At 38.1% G+C, this 21,599-nt stretch carries 16 protein-coding genes; 8 read left to right on the forward strand and 8 right to left on the reverse strand.

What is annotated here, in order from left to right:
* The first annotated feature begins 98 nt into the window (after window positions 1-98).
* On the forward strand, window positions 99-1,427 hold the full coding sequence (gene pssA, locus CXF71_RS15795; protein WP_101233901.1) for a CDP-diacylglycerol--serine O-phosphatidyltransferase: 1,329 nt from the start codon (window positions 99-101) through the stop codon (window positions 1,425-1,427).
* Window positions 1,428-1,513: 86 nt separating this feature from the next.
* Here pssA and CXF71_RS15800 read toward each other — a convergent pair whose 3' ends face one another.
* A complete protein-coding gene (locus CXF71_RS15800; RefSeq protein ID WP_101233902.1) occupies window positions 1,514-3,325 on the reverse strand; it encodes a hypothetical protein in 1,812 nt (603 codons plus the stop codon).
* Between the two features lie 91 nt (window positions 3,326-3,416).
* Entirely contained in the window at window positions 3,417-5,033 is a 1,617-nt protein-coding gene (locus CXF71_RS15805) for an amidohydrolase family protein (protein ID WP_101233903.1), read from the reverse strand.
* Window positions 5,034-5,155: 122 nt separating this feature from the next.
* Between CXF71_RS15805 and CXF71_RS15810 the strand changes: the two genes are divergently transcribed.
* Window positions 5,156-5,560 (forward strand): acyl-CoA thioesterase, encoded by a 405-nt coding sequence (locus CXF71_RS15810; RefSeq protein ID WP_101233904.1) that lies wholly within the window; start codon window positions 5,156-5,158, stop codon window positions 5,558-5,560.
* Window positions 5,561-5,866: 306 nt separating this feature from the next.
* Complete coding sequence (gene ssb, locus CXF71_RS15815; protein WP_442871936.1) at window positions 5,867-6,532, forward strand: single-stranded DNA-binding protein; 666 nt, start codon at window positions 5,867-5,869, stop codon at window positions 6,530-6,532.
* Between the two features lie 513 nt (window positions 6,533-7,045).
* On the opposite strand, the gene CXF71_RS15820 is transcribed toward ssb, so the two are convergent.
* Entirely contained in the window at window positions 7,046-7,987 is a 942-nt protein-coding gene (locus CXF71_RS15820) for a DUF4382 domain-containing protein (RefSeq protein ID WP_101233906.1), read from the reverse strand.
* Window positions 7,988-8,432: 445 nt separating this feature from the next.
* On the reverse strand, window positions 8,433-8,714 hold the full coding sequence (locus tag CXF71_RS15825; protein WP_232771512.1) for a hypothetical protein: 282 nt from the start codon (window positions 8,712-8,714) through the stop codon (window positions 8,433-8,435).
* A 411-nt stretch (window positions 8,715-9,125) separates the two neighbouring features.
* Here CXF71_RS15825 and CXF71_RS15835 point away from each other — a divergent pair, with 411 nt between their 5' ends.
* The 3 genes from CXF71_RS15835 to CXF71_RS15845 all read left to right on the forward strand — a co-directional run bounded on the left by CXF71_RS15835 (window position 9,126) and on the right by CXF71_RS15845 (window position 16,743).
* The gene (locus CXF71_RS15835) at window positions 9,126-10,250 is read left to right on the forward strand and encodes an efflux RND transporter periplasmic adaptor subunit (protein ID WP_101233909.1); all 1,125 of its coding nucleotides are present in this window, start codon (window positions 9,126-9,128) and stop codon (window positions 10,248-10,250) included.
* A gap of 129 nt (window positions 10,251-10,379) precedes the next feature.
* The gene (locus CXF71_RS15840) at window positions 10,380-13,658 is read left to right on the forward strand and encodes an efflux RND transporter permease subunit (protein WP_101233910.1); all 3,279 of its coding nucleotides are present in this window, start codon (window positions 10,380-10,382) and stop codon (window positions 13,656-13,658) included.
* Window positions 13,651-16,743 carry an efflux RND transporter permease subunit gene (locus tag CXF71_RS15845; protein ID WP_101233911.1) on the forward strand — a complete coding sequence of 1,031 codons (3,093 nt, stop codon included), beginning with the start codon at window positions 13,651-13,653 and terminating at the stop codon, window positions 16,741-16,743. Before CXF71_RS15840 ends, CXF71_RS15845 begins: the two co-directional genes overlap by 8 nt.
* A 144-nt stretch (window positions 16,744-16,887) precedes the next feature.
* Here CXF71_RS15845 and CXF71_RS15850 read toward each other — a convergent pair whose 3' ends face one another.
* The 4 genes from CXF71_RS15850 to aroQ form a co-directional block, all read right to left on the reverse strand.
* Window positions 16,888-17,052, reverse strand: a complete 165-nt coding sequence (locus CXF71_RS15850) for an oxidoreductase-like domain-containing protein (protein WP_101233912.1) — start codon at window positions 17,050-17,052, stop codon at window positions 16,888-16,890.
* A 110-nt stretch (window positions 17,053-17,162) separates the two neighbouring features.
* Entirely contained in the window at window positions 17,163-18,509 is a 1,347-nt protein-coding gene (gene accC, locus CXF71_RS15855) for an acetyl-CoA carboxylase biotin carboxylase subunit (RefSeq protein ID WP_101233913.1), read from the reverse strand.
* A gap of 45 nt (window positions 18,510-18,554) precedes the next feature.
* The gene (gene accB / locus CXF71_RS15860) at window positions 18,555-19,001 is read right to left on the reverse strand and encodes an acetyl-CoA carboxylase biotin carboxyl carrier protein (protein ID WP_101233914.1); all 447 of its coding nucleotides are present in this window, start codon (window positions 18,999-19,001) and stop codon (window positions 18,555-18,557) included.
* A gap of 91 nt (window positions 19,002-19,092) precedes the next feature.
* Window positions 19,093-19,551 carry a type II 3-dehydroquinate dehydratase gene (gene aroQ, locus CXF71_RS15865; RefSeq protein ID WP_101233915.1) on the reverse strand — a complete coding sequence of 153 codons (459 nt, stop codon included), beginning with the start codon at window positions 19,549-19,551 and terminating at the stop codon, window positions 19,093-19,095.
* Between the two features lie 328 nt (window positions 19,552-19,879).
* On the opposite strand from aroQ, the gene CXF71_RS15870 reads away from it, so the two are divergent.
* Together CXF71_RS15870 and CXF71_RS15875 are read left to right on the forward strand one after the other, a co-directional pair.
* Entirely contained in the window at window positions 19,880-20,323 is a 444-nt protein-coding gene (locus CXF71_RS15870) for a substrate-binding domain-containing protein (protein WP_198559896.1), read from the forward strand.
* Window positions 20,301-21,587, forward strand: a complete 1,287-nt coding sequence (locus CXF71_RS15875; protein WP_101233916.1) for a hypothetical protein — start codon at window positions 20,301-20,303, stop codon at window positions 21,585-21,587. Before CXF71_RS15870 ends, CXF71_RS15875 begins: the two co-directional genes overlap by 23 nt.
* The last annotated feature ends 12 nt before the right edge of the window (window positions 21,588-21,599 follow it).

The following is a 21,599-nucleotide window of genomic DNA, read 5'->3' on the forward strand; positions in this document are numbered from 1 at the left end:
CATTGATAGTAGAGAGGTTAACCGATGAAAAACCCTATATTTCTTCGGTTAACTATTGATATACTATCCTTAATTGATTCTTTTTTAGATAGAGCACAGTGCAAGAAATAATTGTCGATGGCAGTGATGTAGCGTTTTTTACCACGCCTAAAGAGTATAAGCAGCAGTTGTTGTTATTAATTGAGGGTGCGCGCCAGCGCATTTTCATTACGGCCTTGTATTTACAAGATGATGACGCGGGTAGAGAAATCCTCCATGCGTTATATCAAGCTAAAGCAAACTTCCCAGAGATAGAAATTAATATTTTTGTTGATTTTAATCGTGGTCAACGCGGTTTAATCGGTGAAAAATCTAGCTTAGGTAATCGTGCTCTTTACTTAAAGTTAGCGCAAGACTATCCGCAAACAATCAACATTTATGGTGCTGCAGTAAAGCGTAAAGAAGTCTTTGGTGTTTTGCATCTTAAAGGCATGGTTTTCGATGATAAGCTTTTCTATACGGGTGCAAGCATTAATGATATCTATTTACACCAAGGTGAACGATATCGTTTAGATCGCTACTGTACGATCAATAGTTCAGTATTAGCCGATAGCTTTTGTCATTACTTAACGGATACTTTTATTGATTCAGGCCTAGCGCCATTACTAAATCAAGAGTGGTTACCTGATACCGTTGAGCAAAAGAAAACGTTAGTCGCATTAAAGCTTAAGTTAAAAAATTCTCATTATAGCGTTCCTCAGCAACAAGGTCTTAGTCAGTCAAAACTAGTGAGTGATAAAGTTTTTATTACGCCGCTGGTCGGTTTTGGTCGCCTTAAAAACCAGCTTAATCAAGCTACTCGTCAGTTAGTACAAAAAGCTGATAATAATATGATACTTTTCACGCCCTATTTTAATCTGCCTCACCCGTTGGCTCGAGATGTTATTAAAGCATTAAAACGTGGTGTTAAAACTACCGTGGTTGTTGGTGATAAAACGGCTAATGATTTCTTTATTGGTAACGATGATGAGTTTAGTACTATCGGAATTATCCCTTACGTTTATGAGATGTTACTGAAACGCTTTGTAAAGCGTTATCAAAACTTTATCGACCAAGGTTTATTGAATATCCACCTGTGGAAAGATGAAGATAATAGCTTTCACCTGAAAGGTTTAAGAGTTGATGATCGTTACCACTTGATCACCGGCAGTAATTTAAATCCTCGTGCTTGGGCACTAGATTTAGAAAATGGTCTACTGATTGATGACGCTAATAAAAACTTTTTGCAAAAAACAGATGATGAATTACTTGGTATTTTAGTTAACACCACTAAAGTCTTGCATTATTCTGATATTGAATCAGTCGATGATTATCCTGAAAAACCACAGAAATTATTGAAAAAGATACGTGTCGCTCAAATAGACAGAGTATTGAAACGTTTCTTGTAAGCCCTATGGGTTGTAACGAGAATCCTTTCATGGCTAAAGTACACATGGCTAAAAATTTCATTGTTAAAGGCAATGATTAAAGATAGCTAGAATGATTTTTTTGCCTGTACTCTTATTTCAAAATGATTAATCTCTGGGTTTTCACTTTGTGGAAAGGCAAAGTCGATATGAATGATTGAATGGTTACCACCGGAATGGGGAGAGTGTAATCTCAAGCCAAGCCCTGCAGATCCTAGCCAGCCATCTTCTATGTTTTTAACCGTTGACTCACCATAGGTGCGACCCGCATCGACAAAAGCCACACCGGCTAAATCAAAAAGTTTAAAAAGATTGATTTCAGGATAGTACCTGATTTCAGAAGTAAGCTTAATACTATTTTTTCCGTGTTGATATTGCAGTGGAAAACCACGTAAACCGGTATCTCCCCCCATAGTGACAGGCTGATCAAGATATTGATTTGTACTGGCAACATTGGCATTACTTAAATAAAATCCCCAGCTTTTATTAAATTGATAAAAATATTCCCCGCTAAGCGTTATCAATAAACGACTATCTCTTTCTTGATAAATATCATTTTCCAGTGCCAGATCAAGCAGCAATAAAGCATTGTCATGTAAGTTATAACCTTTCTTTACACGCATTTTCCAGACCGCCCATGCAGAATCATTTTTATTACCATTGCCTAAGCCAAGACGAGAGCTTAGTTGCCAACCATGGTTAAAATCCTCTATTTGAGTGATCAAGTGCACGTTGGTGAGCTTCCTAAAATCCTTTTCAATATATTCAAAAGCAAACCATGGATAAAGTAAGTTTCTATCTTCGGGGTGAACATCAGTGAGAGGAGGACTGGATAACTCGCTTTCCTCTTCAATAGTAAGCGCTGAAAAAGTGTCTTTATCTTGTGTTATGCCTAAACGATATCGAAGTAATCGACTGTCATCGTTAAAGTGTAGCCAAGCATAACTGCCTTCTTTAAAGCTGATATCATGGTCAAATACACTTTGGTCTTTACCATTTTGAAAAAGAGTGTCGTTACGTGACTCTTCATTAAAGCCTAATTGATAAGCTGTTTTGGTATGAAAACCAGCAAATGTTTTATGCAGAAATAAGCTACGTTGTTGCCCGTCATCATTATCGGCAAAGCCTAATTCGACTGAGCTGTTTTGCTTTTGAAAAAGCGGGATAGTGGCTTGTAGCTTGTAACCTGAACGCTGGGTGTTTCGGTATGACTCAATTTCAGTATCTATGCCTAGACCAAGTAAATTACGTTCTTTGATACCAAAGCTGTAAGTGTTGATACCTCCTTTACGACCAAAGCTAATGGTTGGCATAAGTGACCAATTATCCCAAGTGGTGATGGTAATGTTTTCGACATATTCATCAGCACTAACCTCCGCATCTCTTAAGAATTTTCTACTGCGTAAATGGCGCTCAAGTTCAGCCATATCAGCAAAGGTTTTTGTACATTTATCAATAAAAAAAGTAGCCTCATTTTCTAAGGTTACGATTTTGGTATCAATGTGAATAGCATTGGCCCAACGATGTAAAAAGATAAAGCCTTCTTCGTTTACATCAAAAATGGTTTGTGGTTTGAACGTTATCTTGGGTTGGTTGCTATCGCACCATGCTTTTTTGTCGGAGAGGGCAATAGCTGATTCATCTAAATGGACACTTAGTGAGTTATCATCTGAGTTCTTGGTAGTGTTTTCGTTATTAATCGTTTGTTCAGCAGACGCTGAGACGTCATAGGAAGTAGATAATAGTAATCCAACGACTATTAATGATAGCAGGTTAGGTATTGCTCTATCACGCCCAGTAAATGACCTTTTTTGCACAGATATTGGCGATATAACATTACATTTTTTTATTGTTGTTATGACTTCTAATAAAAACAGCATCGCGTACCTAAAATAGAGAAGTAAATGAGTAATACTTTTATATATCACTCATTTAACTATAGCGTTAATCGCTAGCTTCAACATTTTTTATTTAGTGTTTTGCTTTTTTAATCTTATCAATTTTTTTGATTTTAGCGTGTTCAACCATTATTTTCACTTGTTCTAGCAGTAACTTGGCATCGTAAACTATACCGTCTTTTATGGTGTAATTAATGCCGCCTGCGCGGATAGGTTTATTGTTTTCATCTAAACGAAAATGACCTGTACCATAAAGTACTTTAAGGTTACGTAATGGGTTTTCGCCAACTATTACTAAGTCAGCTTTTTTACCTATACGGATAGAACCAATTTCATCCTCCATACCTAATGCTTCAGCGCCATTAATCGTTGCTGATTGAATAACCTCAAGAGCATTAAAGCCAGCTTCTCGCAGCAGTTCTAATTCCCGAATATAACTAAAACCATAAATTTTGAATATATAACCTGAATCTGAGCCTACGGTTACTCGACCACCGTGATTTTTATAATCATTCACAAATCCCATCCATTGCTGATAGTTTTTCTTCCAAGCAATTTCATCATCTGTGGTCCAATCAAACCAGTACGAGCCATGAGCATTACGGTTAGGTTGGAAAAAATCCCATAAGGTTGGCAGAGTATATTCTTTATGCCAATCGGCATTCATATCACGCATTAAATCGCGATTTGCTTCGTAAATGGTAAATGTTGGGTTTAAGGTGAAATCTAAACTGAGTAATTCATCACGAACACTTAACCATTTCTCACTGTTTGGTTTCGCAGCCTGTTGCCATAATCGGCCGGCTTCAGCAAACCTATCTTGTTCATTATTATAATTATATTCTGGAGAGTAATTTTGAATATGTTGATGTTCAAATAATGCTTCAGGTAAACCATACCAATGTTCCATAGTCGTTAGCCCTAATCGAGCTGAATCAAGCACGTTCATATTGGTTACATCAAGTTGGGCATGATGCATCATACTACCTAGACCCTGATTTTTTGCTTCATCGAGTGCCGCTGTCATTATTTCGGGTGTCGAACCAAAAAACTTAATGCCTTTCGCGCCTTTTTTAGGCAGAGACTTTACCCACTTCGTCGCTTGCTTTGCTGTTGTTATCTGCTCATCTAACCCTAAGCCAAATACAAAGTAAGGCATGATACGGGGTGCGGCAATGCTATTTTCTTCACTGCGCTTCACATGGTCCATCACCCAATCAATACCATTAAAACTACCAGGCTCTCGTACCGTAGTAATACCGTGGGCTAGCCATAATTTAAATACATACTCGGCAGGAATATTATCGGCACTGCCACCAATATGGCCATGCATATCAATAAAGCCAGGCAGTACATATTGACCTTCAATATTAATCTCTTCATCACCAGGGCGAGCTATAGGACGGCGTGTTTGTGAGATAGGTACACCAGGATTACCAACATTGACTATTTTTACGATGCGATCATTTTCAATGACAATATCCATTGGCCCACGCGCGGGTGCACCTTCACCACTAATAACAATACCGCCCCTAAGAATAAGGCGTTTATAGGGCCCTTTACCGGTTGTACGTTCAGGGGCTTTGGCATCACCTGATGCTAAAGCAGGAGTGACAGTAGTGATATTAATGGCTAACGTGAACGCTATGTAAGCAAAGAAATAGCCAAGTAAGGATAATGATTTATTCATTTATTTATCTCTAATATTTTTGATATTTCGAATGCAGTTAAGATACTATATCTTATAAGTAAAAGTAATATTAACGGTACTCAAATATTTTCAGTACAGCTAACAATATAAAAAGGTTAATTATGTTCAGTGAAAAAATGATGCCACACTTTAGTGATACTGATGCTTTAGGGCACATAAACAACACTAAACCACCGGTTTGGTTTGAAGGTGGGCGAGCACCCATATTTAAGTTTTTCACCCCTGATTTAGACCCTAAAAAATGGCAACTTATTATTGCTAAAATAGAAGTGTCTTATCATGGGCAACTTTTTTATGGTAAAGAAATAGAGATCAGAACCTACATTAGTCGAATTGGTGGAGCCTCGTTTGATGTCTATCAAGAACTTTGGCAACACGGTGAAAAATGTGTATCGGGTACGGCAGCCATGGTGAACTTTGATTATCAAGCGCAAAGTTCTAAAAAAATATCTGATGAGATTCGAGTAAAGCTAGCAGAGCACTTTATTGAATTTAAGGCATCGTAATCCAATGTTTACGATTTTATTTGGCGTGAATATAGCGCTAGGATACTAATTCTGTGTGTTAACAAATAATTAGTAAGTAAGATTATCGCCGAAATTTCTCACTGTTTTGGTCATGCTATTTTGTTCGGTATTTCTAAAAGAGACTAAAATAAAATAAATGCGCTTTAAACAAAAAATCACTCGAATTTGATCGCCGCTCACTATAGAATTACACTCTTAAACTAAATTTCAAAGACAACTTCCTTTCTATTTAAATAGATAAAGAAGCAGCGTAGGTCTTAATAGCTCAATTAATAGGATATTTTCATGGCGGGTGTAAATAAAGTAATCATAGTAGGTAACTTAGGTAAAGATCCTGAGGTACGTTTTATGCCAAATGGCGGCGCAGTAGCAAACATTACTGTAGCAACGTCAGACTCATGGAAAGATAAGCAAAGTGGTGAGCAAAAAGAAAAAACAGAATGGCATCGTGTTGTTATGTTTGGCAAGCTTGCTGAGATTGCTGGTGAATACTTGAAAAAAGGTTCAAAAGTATATCTTGAAGGTTCTTTACAAACGCGTAAGTGGACCAACCAACAAGGTCAAGAGCAATACACTACTGAAATAGTATTACAGGGCTTTAATGGCGTAATGCAGATGTTAGATGGCAAGCAAGGCGGCGGTCAACAAGCGGGTGGTTTTGCACCACAGCAACAAGCACAACAAGGTGGTTTTGCACCACAGCAACAAGCACAACAAGGTGGCTTTGCACCACAGCAACAAGCTCCAGCACAACAAGGTGGTTTTGCTCCTCAGCAACAAGCACCAGCACAACAAAGTGGCTTTGCACCTCAGCAACAAGCACCAGCACAACAAGGTGGTTACCAGCAGCAAGCACCAGCACAACAAGGTGGTTACCAGCAACAGCAACAAGCACCTAAAGTAAATCCACAAGAACCATCAATTGATTTTGATGATGATATTCCGTTTTAGGGGATATTTATAGAATATAAAAAAGGTGAGCTTATGCTCACCTTTTTTGTTTTAACATTAAGGTTTCTACTTTATTAGCTATCAGAGCAGGATCATAATAAGGAGCAAGTGAGGTTCGTATGTCACAAACCCAAGTAATCATTGCGGATGGCCAGCTAAAAAACTGATTAAATAAAAAGCCAAGAATGATTCTTGGCTTTGGTTAGTTTACATATATTCGAGTTATATTTTTAGCGAATACATTATACCAAGTTGATTAAGTTCTTTCCCACTCAGCGATAATTAAAAGGCTTAGAGGCAAGGCATTGATTGAAGAGAATGGTTATTCCCTTATCAAAATCAATAACGCAGCATGTAAACCTTTTAAACTCGCCCTCTGGGAGCTTTCTCGATGTTCACTAACATCGTTAAGTTTATTTGATTTAGAATGACTAAACCGAAACAAATTTGCCTTGTTATTGAACATCGAGCAGAGCTCTGAGTTGGGAAGAAATTTAATCAAATTGGTATTAGTTAGAAGCTAACATTACTTGTGCCGCCGGCTGAAACAGTAACTGTTTGTAAGTTACCTTCAGGTGATGGAATAGTTAGTTGCTCATATTGAACATTATTATCGGTTTCGGTATTACATCTCAATGCGACAGTGTAAGTACCTTCAGGGACAAAACCAATACTATAGCTACCATCAACGGCAACAGTAGTTGCAGCAAGTGGTGCGCTTTCGGCTGGTACTTCACCAACAAATGTCTCATCAGTACTATCAAAAAGGTCAGTTAGTAATGCTGGAGAATCATTATATAAATAAACCATGCAAGCCCCTAAATTGGTGTTTTCCGGTGCTACTGTACCCGATATATCACCATATAAACTTATAATGCGAACGCCATGAGGTTTGATGATATAGCCATTTTTTGCAGGATCATTCCCTCGTAAAACTAATGACTGAGTTAAGTCAAACTCGATGGTGTAGGCAGGTTTATCGGCAACTTGTACTGCGTCACTATGAACAGAAAATTCACCAAGCTTCAAACGCGAGCTAGGAATTTTAATATCATATTCTGTAGCATCATTGTTCAATATGACATAAGAGCCAGCATCAACCACCACTAACTCCATAGTATAGTTACCATCTTCAAGGGTTATACCTTGTGCTTCATCAACAATTTTCATTTGGGCGGTACCCGTAAAATCAAGTAAATTGACTTGTATAGTCTCTACGGTGTCGCCATCCTCATTGGTGAACTCATCAATGAAAACTTCTTGTTTACCGTTACTTTCGTCGGTATTTGTTAGTTTTATACTCTCTATTTCAATCGCAACCACTACAGTCTCATCAACGGGTGCATCACTGACACCTAATGAAAATTTAGATGCTTCTTTATCATCAGAACCACCACAGGCAGCTAATAACAAGCTGGCTAAAGTAAGAGAGGCAATTGTTTTTTTATTTATCATAATGTGGAGCCTTTAATTTTTAATAGTTAAAACTAATTAATGAAACTATAGATACTTTGTAAAAACAAAGTGATTAACGGAACGTTGTCGAATTTTAACAATATTTTTTTAGTTATTTGTCCAATAATAAAGGAAAACCCAATCGTGTTCAATTTGATTATTTTAGTTACACGCAGCTCTTTTATAATTAATCAGCGCAGTTGTGTGTCACTAGCTCAAACCCTAACGATTGCAAATGCTTGTTTGAAAATAAAAAATCAGCATGATTACAGCGCTATCTTATTTGAGTTTGTATAGCGGGAATAGTGGAATAATCTATTTGAATGAGCTGAGTTTACGGAAATTAAGTTAACACTTATTTCACTGGTCACTAAACACAATGAGTTACCAGGCAAGCAACTGCTCGCCCTTATGTTTTTCAGTGCTTTGAGTATTGTGTTATTCGTTACTGACGGCACGAAATAGCCGGGTTAATATTGATAGTACCTGCTTCATTGATAGTAGCAATTTTGTCATTTTGTTTTAAAATTGCCAAGGTATTGTCCCCAATTGAACGAACATAGGTGAGTAGGTAGCCAAACTGACCTAAACTGCATGCCGCATATTGCTGGCTAAGATTAAGCTGCTCCCAAAGGGTATCTTGATCATAGTTTTGCTGTCTGCTATCCGTTAAAAAAACATTCACTAACTTTAAATCATTATTTTGTATTTGAGTGTTCAACATCATATCTATCTCACAATTTAGCTGTGATGAAATAATAAACAATTAAGGTTGGTTAGACTGTTTGGAATTGTTAGGTTTATGTTGTTTTTTGTACGCTGAATAGCTTTTTGAACGGTGTAACTTTATTCTGCTATTTGTTGGTTAAACGTGCGATACCAATCTAATGCATTGTTTTTATTTGTTATATTAAAAATATAACTCACCAATCCCTTTAAGGGTAATTACTGAAATTATAAGTAGTTAGTGAATTTGACAATAATAACTATGCAAAATACTAATTCATTAGTCAATTTAACCACATTACGTTTTGTTAATCTAAGTTTTAAAATGTAACTTGCTGTTACATAAAGAAAATGAGTAACTGGCATAGGTTGTGCTATTTTTAATGCATTATTAAAAAATACGGAAATACCCATGCTTACTTTTTCTAAAACATTATTACTCTCTTCTGCAATAGTTGCAGCTGCCTTTTTAACCGCTTGTTCTGAGCCCGAAGCGAAGGAAGAAGATAAAAAAGTCGCCGAATTTGCGATACCGGTAATGGTCGCGAATATTGAACGTAAAGATGTTTCATCAAACTTTCACACCACAGCGACATTAGAGTCCCGTAATGAAGCGGACATTATCACGCGCGTGACCGGTATTATTGAAGAGCTAACGGTTGAAGAAGGTGATTATGTTGAAAAAGGCCAACTGCTTGCTAAAGTCGATGCGAGACGTTATCAATTAGCACTTGATAAAGCAGAAGCAGAACTCGCTGGTATTGAGCAGGAGTTGAAGCGTTTATCGTTAATGGCTGAAAAACAGTTAGTGAGTGCACAAGCCTCAGACAAATTGAAATATCAATATAGAGCGGCGATAGCGGCAAGAGAATTAGCTGCGTTAGATTTAACTGATAGCCGAGTTGTTGCGCCTATCTCAGGTTACATTTCTAAGCGGTTTATTAGAACGGGTCATTTCACTCAAGGTTATCAAAAACTATTTCATATTGTTGATCAATCAAGTTTAGAAGCCATCGTTTATTTACCGGAACATCAACTGAGTAATGTTCAATTAGGACAACAAGCGGTATTACAGTTTAGTGCTCGTCAAGGTAAACAGTTTCTTGCGAAAATACGTTCAATTTCACCAGTAATTGATAGCCGTAGTGGTACTTTCAAAGTCATTTTATCTTTAGGTAATGAAGAGTTGGCATTAAAGCCTGGTATGTTCGCGCAAATAGCACTGACCTTCGATACCCACAAAGACACTTTAACCATTCCAACGGATGCAATCATTACGCTTGATAACCAAAGCAAAATTTATTTAGTGAAGGACAATAAAGCGGTAGAAGTGTTAATTAACAAAGGTTTTGTGCAAGAACAATTGACTGAGATAAGTGGTGAACTGGAAGAAGGAGACAGAGTTGTGGTAAATGGCCAACATAACCTTAAAGCCAATGCCTTAGTTGAGATTTTAAATGCCAAGCCAAGTGATGAAGATAGCCTTGATGAAGAGCTAACAGAGACAGATACGGCAATCGCAATAGCGAATAAATAGAGGGCAACTAAGGATGAATATTTTGATTGATAGCTTGCTCTTTGTGGTTGCTAAACACCCAGTAGCCACCGTCTTTATAATTTTTACTTCATTGCTGATCAGTAGTGTAAATACCATTGGAGCTTTATCATGAGTGTTGTTGATGTAGCAATTAAACGTCCGGTAACTGTGTGGATGTTTACCTTTGCGGTGATGCTTTTTGGCTTAGTGGGCTTATCTCGTCTTGCGGTTAACCTCTTACCTGAATTATCTTACCCAACTTTGACTGTACGAACCAATTATACAGGAGCCGCACCTGCAGAGATTGAGCAATTAATTACTAAACCCATTGAAGAAGCTGTCGGTGTGGTAAAAGGATTAAGAAAAATAAGCTCGGTATCTAAAGCGGGCCAGTCAGACGTATTACTTGAGTTTGAGTGGGATGTGGCGATGGATATTACCAGCTTAGAAGTCAGGGAAAAGCTCGATCTTATTCGTCTACCCCTTGATGTACAAAAGCCATTAATTTTGAAATTTAACCCGTCTTTAGACCCCATTATTCGTTTAGGCTTACAAACATCAGATAATTCAGTTGCCGGCTTAACTCAACTACGAACCTTTGCAGAATATGATGTGAAGCGTCAATTAGAATCTCTGCTTGGGGTTGCGTCGGTAAAGCTAGGCGGCGGACTTGAACAAGAGTATCAAGTGGTTATTGACCAACATAAACTGGCACAACTTAATTTAAGTAGCCAAGAAATCATTAACAGAATTAATGCAGAAAATATCAACATTTCAGCAGGTAAGTTAATCGAAGGTAACACCCAATATTTAGTTCGTACACTGAATCAATTTACTAATATCAATCAAATTGGTGAATTAGTTGTTTATCGAGAAAATGATCAAATAATCACACTAAATGATATCGCTACGATTGTTGATGGTTACAAAGAGCGTACGGATGTAACACGTATAAACGCCGTTGAAGCGGTTGAATTAGCTATTTATAAAGAAGGTGACGCCAACACGGTACAAGTAGCCAAATTAATTAATAACAAACTAGATGCCATTAATAAATTACTGGGAGACCGTTATCAATTAACTGTGGTCTATGACCAATCAACCTTCATCACTAATGCCATTAGCGAAGTAAAATCAGCCGCCATTATTGGTGGTTTGTTGGCTATGTTCATTCTTTATCTGTTCTTACGGTCGATTACCCCAACGCTCATTATTTCATTATCAATACCCGTGTCAGTTATTGCCACCTTTAACATGATGTATGGCAACGGTATTAGTCTTAATATCATGTCACTTGGCGGTATTGCATTAGCAACGGGGTTACTGGTTGATAATGCTATTGTGGTGCTTGAAAATATTGCGCGTTACAAGGAACAAGGGCTCAGCGTTGTTGAAGCAGCTAGAAAAGGCACTAAAGAAGTGAGTGGTGCGATTATTGCGTCAACACTGACTACGTTGGCGGTTTTTGTGCCGTTAATTTTTGTTGAAGGTGTTGCCGGACAGCTCTTTGCCGATCAGGCCATGACAGTCGCCTTTGCGCTGATTGCTTCATTGGTTGTTGCATTAACCTTAATACCCATGCTGGCTTCAAGACAAGCTGCTAAAGCTGTTGAGGAAACGACGGAAGATGCTGTTCAAGATAAAGCCCGCTTTAAAGAACTTGTATGGTATAAAAAAATAACATTTATTTTGGTATTACCGCTGAAAGTTATCTTTATTTGGTTACCCATGCTGATTACGCGTATTGTTTTATTAAGTTTTCACGGTGTGAGTAAAGTAGCATCATTTGTTATGAAGCCTCTCACAGGAGGCTTTAATTTTATTTTTGAGCAATTAGCTTCGCTCTATACAAAATCGTTATCACTTGCCTTGAAACATGGTGTTATTACGTTGTTTTTCAGCTTAGTGTTTGCAGGCTCTGCTTTCTTCATTTTACCGAAAATTGGCGTGGAATTATTGCCACCTTTGGCGCAAGGAGAGTTTTATCTTGAACTTGAACTTGCTCCTGGTACACCACTAGCCGTAACAGATCGAACCATTAATCAAATTGCTCAGCAACTAGCAGAAGATAAGCGCATTAAAAGTACTTATTCGTTAACGGGTCGAGGAAGTTTAATGACCAGTAATGCTGATAAAGGTGGCGAGCATCAGGCTAGATTACAAATAATGTTGCATGATAGCCAAGACGAAGCATTAGTGATGGCTGATATTCGTCAATACACGCAAAAGCTTGTTGGTGCGACCACGCAATTAAATCAACCCGAGCTGTTTACCTTTAGCAAACCAATCAGTATTGAGTTGGCAAGCTATGATCTTGATTTACTTACCAACTACAGTAAAAAATTAACAACATTGATGGAACAAGATTTACAATTTGTTGATGTGGCCAATAGCCAACGTAAAGGACAACCAGAACTAGCCATACATTTTAATCAGCAAAAAATTGCGCAGTTAGGATTAAATGCACCGGATATCGCAAGACTTGTTGCAGTGAAAATCGGCGGTAATATAGCCAGTAAATATACCTTACTTGATCGTAAAATTGACATATTAGTACGTAGTGATGAAAAACAACGCGACTCTATTGATGATTTACGAGAGCTTGTTGTTAATCCAAATAATGACTTTCCTATCACACTAGCAAGCATCAGTAATATTGTTGAGACTGTTGGACCTGCGCAAATTAATCGTATTAACCAACAGCGTGTTGCTGTTATTAGCGCGAATATTGCGATGGGCGATCAGAACAGTGCACTCGCTAAGGCGAAGGAGTTAATCAGTCAATTAAAATTACCGTTAACCGTAGTACCTACTTTCGGTGGGCAGAGTGAAGAGATGGAACAGTCATTTAACTCAATGTTAATGGCATTAACCTTAGCGGTATTTTTAGTTTATTTAGTCATGGCGTCTCAGTTTGAATCATTGCTACAGCCATTATTAATATTGTTCAGTATACCGCTAGCTGCTGTCGGCTCTATTTATGGTTTATATTTCTTTGGCAGTAATATCAGTGTGATAGTCTTTATTGGGTTGATTATGTTAGCGGGTATTGTGGTGAATAATGCCATTGTTTTATTAGATAGAATTAACCAATTACGCGAACAAGGACTTGATAAAGATACGTCGATAAAACAGGCTGCTCAGTCTCGGTTACGCCCTATCATAATGACGACACTGACAACCGCACTGGGTTTATTACCAATGGCTTTAGGTATGGGCGAAGGAGCAGAGCTTAGAACCCCTATGGCGATTACGGTAATTAGTGGTCTTCTTTGTTCAACGTTATTAACGTTAATCGTTTTACCGGTGCTTTATCAATTATTTGATCATAAAAAGTTTGTGTCGCTGAGTGATGAAAAGAATAAAGAATCTGGAATAAGCGCAATGCTGGAGCCACAAAATGTCTGATAGCAAGTTTAACTTAACTGAGCTGGCGATTAAGAAACCAGTGACCACCCTGATGCTTTGTTTAACCATGCTAATGATGGGGGTGGCTGCCAGTCAATTGCTTCCTCTTGAAAAATGGCCGGGTATTGATATTCCTGAAATGGTGATAAGTGCGCCATATCAAGCATCAACGCCTGCAGAAGTAGAGCGATTAGTTACGAAGCCGCTTGAAGAAGCGTTAGCAACTATGGGCGGTATACAACGACTTAATTCTCGCTCAACAGAACATGGTGCTGAAATAGGTATTGAAGTTGAATGGGAAAGTAGCTTAACGGGAAAATCGATAGAAGCGCGTGAAAAAATAGATGCGGTTCGTCATTTATTACCCGAAGATTTACAGCGGGTATTTGTCTATCAGTTTTCAACCGCCGATATGCCTATACTCACACTGCGTATTTCGAGCGAACGTGAACTACAAAATAGCTTTCAGTTACTCAATAATTATTTGAAGAAACCATTAGAGCGAATGTCAGGTGTTTCAAAAGTTGAGCTTTATGGGGTAGACCAACGACAAATTTCTATTCGCTTACGAACCGAGCGAATGGCCAGTCATAATGTTGATATTCGTCAGTTAACTGCTATGTTACAGGCGCACAATTTCACCATTAATGCGGGTTCATTAAAGTCAGCGAGCAATACCATTAGAATCAGTCCTAAAGGTGAGTTTACTGAGCTAAATGATATTAGAGGATTGGTGGTTAAAGATAATGTTTATCTGGGCGATGTAGCTGATGTGGTATTTGAACAACCAGAGCGCATAGATGGCCGACATTTAGATAGAAGTTATGCGATTGGCGTGAATATATTTAAAGAATCAAGTGCCAATCTTGTTGAGGTTGCTGGACGAGTGGTTAGTGCGGTTGATGAAATATCGAAAAGTCCTCAGTTTAGTGGCATAAATATTTTTATGATGGAAGATCAGGCGAAAGGTGTGACCGATTCTCTAGCTGATTTATTAATGGCTGGCGCTATCGGTGCAACTCTGTCATTTATTGTGTTATTTCTGTTTCTTCGAAATACAACGGCAACCATGCTAGTTGTGGCTTCAGTACCCTTTTCAATTTGTATTACCTTAGCGGTTATGTACTTTTTAGGTTATTCACTTAATATCTTATCTATGATGGGGCTGTTATTAGCGGTAGGTATGTTGGTTGATAATTCTGTGGTGATCACCGAATCGATTGCTGCTGAGCATCGCAATAATCCAGCCAAAACTAAAGAAGAAAAAATTAAGAACATACTACAAGGTGTAGATAAAGTCTCGTTGGCCGTAATGGCTGGTACCTTAACAACCATGATAGTTTTTTTGCCAAATATCATTGGCGAAAAAGTACAACTGACGGTTTTCTTAGAGCATGTTGCTATAGCTATTTGTATTTCGTTAGGGGCATCGTTATTGATTGCAAAAACCTTGCTGCCGTTATTACTGAGTAAAATGTCTTTGGAGAGTCTTGCGCCAAAAGCAGCAAAAGTAACTAGCACTCAATCAGCTAAAAGTGGTCATGCGCGCTATAAAAAAAGCCTTTCATGGGTATTAGCGCATCCAAAAATCACCGGCTTTTGCGCCTTGTTGATTTTAGCAAGTAGTGCTATTCCTATGGGCGTTATTACCTCGGATAATAATGACAACCAAGACGGTACTAGACTATTTATGCGATATCACGTTGAAGGTCAGTTTCCGCTTGAGCATGTAGAATCGATGGTTAACCGTATGGAAAACTATTTATATGAGCATAAAGAAGAGTTCTTTATCGAATCTGTTTATAGCTACTATAGTGGCGAACGTGCTTCTTCTACTTTGTTATTGAAAGAAAGTCGCGATATTTCAATGAGTGAGTTAAAAGAGCTTATTCGAAAAAATATGCCGGTATTTGCCGAAGCTAAACCAGATTTTGGTTGGCAGAGCGCAAAATCGGGTGGCGTTAGTGTCACCTTGCTAGGCTCCTCAACAGAAAAATTGATGAGCCTATCTGATCAAATTGTACCTGTGCTATCCCATGTTGAGGGCTTAACGGATGTAAAAAGTGATATCTCTCAACATCAAAAAGAAATGGTTGTGGTGATAGACAGATTTAAGGCTAACCAATTAGGGCTAGATTCACGTCAAGTCGCGCAAATAGTAGGTACTGCATTACGTGGGCTTGAGCTACGAAGTTTCCGTCATGATCCTAATGGCGAAGTAAATATTCGCTTACTATACGATGAGCGCCTTAAGTACTCGCTAAATCAATTGAAAAAGTTACCTATTACGCAAATTGATGGTCAAAATATAAGCTTGGAAAGTGTTGCTCAATTTAAGGTTCAGCCAAGGCTCGCGGCAATTTATCGAGAAGAACGCCAAACTGCATTGACCATTGGGGCAAACATGAATGAAATAACCATGGAGCAAGCCCAAGAACGTATTGAACAAGCCATGGAAACCTTAAACCTACCTGCGGGCTACACGTGGAAATTGGGCCGTGGTTTCAATCGTCAACAACAAGAACAAAACATTATGGTGGTTAATATGTTATTGGCTTTAGCCATGATATATATCGTTATGGCGGCTTTATTTGAGTCTTTATTACTACCTGCCGCTATCATTAGCTCTATTCTTTATTCTATTGTCGGAGTCTTTTGGTTTTTCCTTATTACAGGTAGCAGTATGTCAGTGATGGGCATGATTGGTATTTTGATATTAATGGGGATAGTGGTCAATAATGGCATAGTACTCATTGATCAAATAAACCAGATGTCTCCAAAGATTGAAGAGTTAGAATCTGTGATCGCAGATATTTGTATTACCCGACTTCGTCCTGTGTTGATGACAGTAGCAACGACAGTATTAGGCATGGTTCCATTGGCATTGGGCTCAACACAAATAGGCGGAGATGGACCATCTTATGCACCTTTAGCTGTAGCAATCATTGGTGGTTTAACGTTCTCTACAGTAACGAGTTTATATCTTGTGCCTTGGTGTTACTTGATGTTCAGTAAAATGGCTAGGAACTCGAGCATTGGTTTTAATAAGGCAAATGTTTTTGCTAAACGCATTGCTAAGGTGTAGTGAGAAGCTGCGAGTATTCTAAGAACTAAGAACTAAGAACTAAGAACTAAGAACTAAGAACTAATAATAAAAAAGCCAGTGAGAGGTAACTCTTACTGGCTTTTTATTTCAGCTATAGCCCTTTACAAGTTATAGCTGAAATGTTTAATCTTCTTTGTTTTCTACTTGTTCTGCTCTAATTTTAGCTTCTTCAATACGCCATTTCTGTAATTCAGCATAATAGTGATCCCAAACACAAGGATTACAGGCACCACCGCCACAACAATCATCATCGGCAGGGGCTATTGGTTTTTCATGAGGATTTGGCATGATTTTTTTAACTCAAAATATGTTGAAATTTAACTGAAATTATTAAAGCTATAGTAACAAAAAAGCTCTGCATTGGCAGAGCTTTTGTTTATTACAGACTAGAGAAGTCGTTAGTCAAGTTCGGCTAACTTGTGCTCTAAGTAATGAATGTTAGCACCGCCGTTAACAAAACCTTGATCTCTTAAAATATCTTGATGCAAAGTAATATTAGTTTTAATACCGTCAATCACTAACTCTGATAAAGCATTACGCATACGGGCAATGGCTACATCACGATTATCACCCCAAGTGATTAGCTTACCAATCATAGAATCATAATATGGTGGAACAGAGTAACCCGCATATATATGAGAATCCCAACGTACACCTAAACCACCTGGTGGGTGGAAACGCGTAATTTTACCCGGTGAAGGAATAAATGTACGAGGATCTTCCGCATTGATACGACATTCAATAGAGTGACCTGCAATTTTGATATCATCTTGGGTATAAGATAACGGTTGACCAGCAGCAACACGAAGTTGCTCTTTGATCAAATCAACACCTGTGATCATTTCAGTGACTGGATGCTCAACCTGAATACGTGTGTTCATTTCAATGAAGTAAAATTCACCATTTTCATACAAGAATTCAAAAGTTCCAGCGCCGCGGTAGTTAATGTCAATACAAGCTTTACAACAACGCTCACCAATTTTGGCGCGCATTTCAGGTGTAATGCCTGGTGCCGGAGCTTCTTCTACTACTTTTTGATGACGACGTTGCATTGAACAATCACGTTCACCTAAATGGATTGCAGCGCCTTTGCCGTCAGCCATTATCTGAATTTCAACATGACGTGGATTTTCAAGGAATTTTTCCATGTAAACCATATCATTCTTGAAAATAGTGCCGGCTTCTTTTTTAGTTAAGGCAATAGACTCTATTAGGTCTTCTTCATTACGCACAACACGCATACCACGGCCACCACCGCCACCTGCTGCTTTAACGATAATAGGGTAACCAATGCGTTTAGCATGGGCTTTGTTTGCTGCTTCATCATCATCCAATGGACCATCAGAGCCAGGTACACAAGGTACTCCTGCTACTTTCATTGCTTTGATTGCTTGAACTTTATCACCCATTATACGGATGCTTTCTGCTTTTGGACCGATAAAGGCAAAACCAGAATTTTCAACCTGCTCAGCAAAGTCAGCATTTTCAGCTAAAAATCCATAACCAGGGTGAATAGCTACGGCATTAGTTAATTCTGCAGCAGTGATGATTGCAGGAATATTAAGGTAACTATCAGGTGCCGGAGCTTTACCAATACAGATAGTTTCATCAGCTAATAAAACGTGTTTTAGATTTTTATCAGCAGTTGAATGCACAGCGACTGTTTTAATACCTAACTCTTTACAAGCACGTAATATTCTTAAGGCAATTTCGCCACGATTGGCGATAACAACTTTTTCTAACATGGAATAACCCTTATTTTTAAAATCTTTTATTTTAGATCAGTGGGCTTATTCAATGATGAATAAAGGTTGGTCAAATTCAATGGCATCTTCATTTTGTGCTAATACTTCTTTGATAACGCCAGACTTATCAGCTTCGATTTGGTTCATCATCTTCATTGCTTCAACAATACATAATGTATCACCAGCATTTACATGCTTACCAACTTCAGCGAATGCAGGAGAATCAGGTGAAGCAGATGCATAGTAAGTGCCCACCATAGGTGAACGAACGATATGACCAGTAATTACTGGTGCAGCCGCTTCCGCAGGCGCTGCTAAAGGTGCTACTGCTGCAGGTGCTGCCATAGGAGCTTGCTGCATCATAGGGGCCTGTTGCATTACAACAGCACCACGGCTTATACGTACTGATTCTTCACCTTCAGAGATCTCTAATTCGTTGATACCTGACTCTTCAACCAGTTCGATAAGTTTTTTGATTTTACGAATATCCATTGGGACACCTTAATTTGGGTTACTAAAATATATATTTAAAATATAAGTTAATGATTGGTCATTAACTGTTACGGTTTGTTACTTGTTCTTATTAATCGATTTGTGCTTTATTTAGGTAGGTATGAGCAGCATCAAGGGCAAAGCTATAACCTTGCGCACCAAAACCGCAAATAACACCTGTGGCAATATCAGATAAGTAAGAGTGTTTTCTGAAAGATTCACGAGCATGCACATTTGATAAATGCACCTCTATAAAAGGGATCGCAACAGATAATAAGGCATCTCTTAGCGCTACACTCGTATGTGTGAAAGCGGCAGGGTTGATGATAATAAAATCAATTTGTTGGTAACCTTGATGAATCGCATCGATTAATTCATGTTCAGCATTGCTTTGAAGATGTTGTAACGTTATATGCTTTTCACCAGCTTGCTGGCTCAGCTCTGCTATGATGTCAGATAAGCTTTGCTTACCATAAATGGTAGGCTCTCGTTTACCCAGCATATTTAAGTTTGGTCCATTTAACACTAAAACTGTAAACTTGGCGGTCATCTTCTGCTAAAACACTATAAAATAATAATTGGCGCTAATAATTACATAAAATAGAGTCGCTGTGAACAAAAAAAGTTAATTTTTGCCATGTTTTTTGTTATTGACGATAATAGCCCTGTTTTCGAGGAACATAGCAGCAAAGTGCTGGTCATACCTCTTTTGTGTGAGGTAAATGTTTGATTTTTTGATAAATTGGGCTATTATTATTGAGTTATTGTTATTACCACATTGATTTATAAAAGTTTTTTTTACATTTGTTCAGTTTTATTGTAAGGGACCTCACATTAAACACTATTCCCTCGTTATTGTACTCATACTTGCTTGCCTTGTGACTTCACAAGTTTCAGCGATTGAGGTAATAACTCATCCCCAAGTTACTGAAAGTAACTTAACTAAGTCGCAGTTAAGGCGTATTTATACAATGCGTCAATTGCGTTGGAGTGATAATAGTGCAATTAGTGTTTTTGTTTTACCTAGTCAGCACAATCTCCATCAGCGGTTTGCTAAAGAGCAATTACAAATATTCCCCTATCAACTTAACCGTATCTGGCACAAATTAACTTACTCAGGTTTAGGTGTTGCACCTACAATCGTTAGATCTCAAGAAGAACTTATTCAGGCCGTTATAAAAACACCAGGTGCTATTGGTTATATAGATGACGAATCATTAAGAAAAATAAAGAAAAATAAGAGTATAAAAGTCTCTGAAATGGAAGAAGGTCAACAGGTTAGCGGTAAAGGAGTAGTCAATGTTGTCAAAATTAAAGACTAATGCTGCAATTAAAGTAACGAGTAGAGTTAAGTATTCATATTGTTTGAGACTGTCTGTTATTCGAACAGTAATGCTTGCGATCATTATTACTGCTTGCTACGCAGGTTCGACAAAAGCTGAAGAGGAAAAAAATCATTCAAATTCGCAAGAACTTCAATTACATGGCTTTATCTCACAAGGGATAATTGATGTTAATGGCAGTGACTTTGTTAATGATGATGGAGACCTATCGGCGGAATTAACTGAAATTGGCCTTAATGCTTCGTATCAATTATCCGATCAATTTCGTCTTGCCGGGCAAGTCGTTTATTTAGATGGTGGAAATAGATACGAAAAAGGTTTCCGAGTAGATTATGCACTACTTGATTGGTCAGCTTACAATAGCGAATCTTGGCAAGCTAATGTTTATTTAGGACGTTTTAAAAATAATCATTGGCTTTACTCTAGCTCAAGAGTTGTTCCTTTTGCGCGACCTAGTATTATTTTGCCACAATCTGTATATTTTGATGGTTTTCGTGACATTGCGGTGGGTAGTGACGGTGCGGCAATCAAAATTAGTCATAGTCATGATGAACTAGGCAATTTTGATTTTAGTTTGAGCTATGGTAAATCACCTATTTCGGATGAACAAACAGATATCCTGTTAGGAGACATTGCTATGGGGGTAGCCAAGCAAGATTATGAAACCCATGGAAGCTTTTACTGGCAGCCTTATTTTTCACCATGGCGTTTTGGTTTTTCCTTCCTTGATTCAGATTTCACCTATAAAAGAAATGAAGCGTTTGATTTTTTTACTGATGCTGATTTTAGTTTCCAGTTTTATACAATCAATGCACTTTATGAAGGTGAGTACTGGGAGTTTAGTGGGGAAATATATCAACAACGTTTTGTTACGGATGGCTTTTACGGACCAGATTTTTATAAAGATAGTACTGGTCAAGGTTATTATGGTCAAATACGTTATAAGTTGACCTCAGATTTAACTGTATTGGCTCGATATGAAGACTTTTACTTAGATAAAGATGATAAAGATGGCAAGTTGTTGGAACAAAATACAGGAGGAGTCGTTCCTTATTATTTCGGCTTCCATAAAGATATTACCTTAGGGCTCAATTACGATATCACCAGTAATTTTAGTGCTCGTATAGAGTATCATTGGGTGAACGGCGCAGGTAGACTGACCCCTGTAGTGGTGCCAAATACATTAATTAACGACTCCGAAGACTGGCAAATGTGGGCTGTCCAGTTGATGTATTGGTTTTAGAAGTAGTAGTAA

It is taken from the genome of Colwellia sp. 12G3, from assembly GCF_002836775.1.
In the GTDB taxonomy this organism is placed as follows: domain Bacteria; phylum Pseudomonadota; class Gammaproteobacteria; order Enterobacterales; family Alteromonadaceae; genus Colwellia.